Consider the following 2,704-nt stretch of genomic DNA (forward strand, 5'->3'; position numbering starts at 1 on the left):
AAGAATGTGTCCCAATCGAAGATTGGTCTTTTCTCAAAACTTGTTTTTGAAGAAAAATTAGTAAATCTGTTTCCCGAGTCGGTAAATTTGTTTCGAACGATGGTAAATTCCTATTGAAAATGGATAAATAGCCTTATTTTGTGTTTTGGGTGATTTTCCGTGTGAGAAGATCAAATTCCCAAAAAGAGTTGAGAGACTATAAATTAAATTTTTAGTTTCGACTCATCGCTTCTCTTACGAGTCGAAGAGATTAGCAAAGGATTCCAATGAAAAAAATAGTATTTATAATTTTGATCATATCCTTCCTCCAAACGATATATGGAGCGACCATCAGCGGATTTATTTCCAATATAGAAAATGGTGAACGGATTCAATATGTATCTGTTGGTATCGGAGGAACCGATATTGGTTCTTTGACCAATAAAGAAGGATATTTTGTGATCAATTTTTCTCTTACCGGGAAAATCGATCTAATGATCTCTCACATTTCTTTCAAACCTGAAAAATTATCTGTTTTTATTGAGAACCTGGATGAAGATAAATTTGTCGAAGTGGAATTGGAAAAGGCTTTGATCAAGATCGAGGGTATAGATATTGTTGAAGAAAGATATAAACGGAAAATAAATACACGGGAGATCCAGGTCAGTAAAACTTATCAGTCCACAGAAGAAATTCTCGATATTCCGCAAATTGCAGATTCCGATATCTTCAGGGCTATTCAAATCCTGCCGGGAGTTAGTTCTTTATCTGATTTTTCCAGCGGATTTTATGTGCGGGGAGGAACTCCCGATCAGAACCAGATCCTTCTCGATGAGATCGATGTTTATAATCCAAGCCATTTTGGAGGTATTTTCAGTACTTTCAATACGGATGCAGTTGAAAGTGTGGAATTGCTGAAAGGCGGTTTCCCCGCAAAGTATGGAGGACATTTGTCTTCTGTTCTGGATGTTACTAACCTGGACGGAAACAGGAAACATCATCAGGGGGTTGCCCGGATAAGTTTGATCAGTGCCAATTCGACTATACAAGGTCCCTGGAAGATTGGAAAAAATCACAAAGGTTCATACATGGCTTCTTTCAGAAGAACCTATTTAGAGTTATTGAAAAAAGCATTTGATCTGCCTGATTATTATTTTTATGATGGACATGCCAAGATCACTTATGATGTAACGGAGAAAGATAAACTATCGGTGAGTTCTTATTTTGGAAAAGACCGGCTGGAATTTAATTTCGGATTTAATATGCTGATCGAATGGGGAAATGAAACCTTCTCAACCCAATGGACCCATATTTTTAATCCCAGATTGTTTTCCAAATTTGTGCTTGCCGGAAGTCATTTCAACTCTCTTTTCGATGTGGAATATGAAAGCGGTACGGAATACAAACGGCTGAATGATATTTATGATATTTCCTCAAAAAATCTGTTCAACTACACTCCTGATGACAAACATTTGATAGATTTCGGTTTGGATATAAAATATAACAAAGTGATCTTCAAATATGAAGTTGAAAATTCCGATCTTGATCCGGAAAAACTTCCTGATGTGGAAGTAAATTCCGGTATTTTTGCTTTATACGGACAGGACAGTTGGGATTTCAGCGATAACTGGACTCTGCAGCCCGGTTTGAGAGTAACTTTTTGTCGTAATGAATCACCTGATCTTCCAGCATCTCCGATTGGAAATTATTTCAGGCTTTCACCAAGACTTTCTTTGCGTTGGAAACTGACTTCCAATAGCAACACTTATCTTTCTTATGGAAGATATTATCAGTATCTGACATCCATGAATCCCGGCATGAGCACTCCCATGGATATCTGGTTTCCCATCGACGGTTCCGTTCAACCTGGAATTTCAGACCATTTTGTTTTGGGATACAAAAATCAGTTCGCTTCAGATTTTGCCATCGATATCGAAGGATATTATAAAAGATATGACAATCTCGTGGAGTATCGTCCGGAAACCGATTATGAATGGAATAATCAAACTGGTGCTCTGGAAGATGTTTACAATATGGGAGATGGATTTTCCTATGGAACAGATGTCATGCTGCGCACGGAATGGCAGGGCTTGGAAGGATTTTTTGCTTACAGTTTCGGAATCACCAAAAGAACCATCGAAAACACGAATATCAATCCTGAAACTGAAGAGGAAGAACCTTATCATCCTCGTTATGAAAGAGTTCATCAATTGAATGTGATGGAAACTTTCAATGTTTCCGAAAATATCGGCAGGAAAATCCTGGGTGCAGAATTAAAGATAGGTACAACTTATTCTCTCGGCAGCGGACAACCTTATTTCAGACCGGAACAAGCGTTTTATGATGAAAGCGGAATTCACTTTTTGTACAGTTATAATGATCGCATCCGGCTTCCGTTCTATTCCAGATTCGATTTGAGTTTGAAATTCAAATGGCAGTTTTCAAAATGGAGTTTAGAACCTTACATCCAGGTCATCAATGTTCTTGATCATGAAAATATCTGGGCACGAGATTATGTTTATCAAGAGCAGGAAGATGGAAATTGGGCAATAGAAGATTCGGACATGTCCATGTTCCCGCGTATTCCGTTTATCGGATTTAATGTGGAATGGTAATGTAACTCAACTTGCCAAGTTGAGAAAAGTAACTCATACCTCCGGATTGAGAAAAAGTAACTCATACCTCCGGTTTGAGAAAAAGTAACTCATACCTCCGGTTTGAGAAA

General features: G+C 38.0%; 1 protein-coding gene. It reads left to right on the plus strand.

From position 1 onward, the window contains the following. Positions 1–266 precede the first annotated feature (266 nt). Entirely contained in the window at positions 267–2,594 is a 2,328-nt protein-coding gene (locus ENL20_05365) for a TonB-dependent receptor (protein HHE37984.1), read from the plus strand. The last annotated feature ends 110 nt before the right edge of the window (positions 2,595–2,704 follow it).

The organism is Candidatus Cloacimonadota bacterium (assembly GCA_011372345.1).
Lineage (GTDB): Bacteria > Cloacimonadota > Cloacimonadia > Cloacimonadales > TCS61 > DRTC01.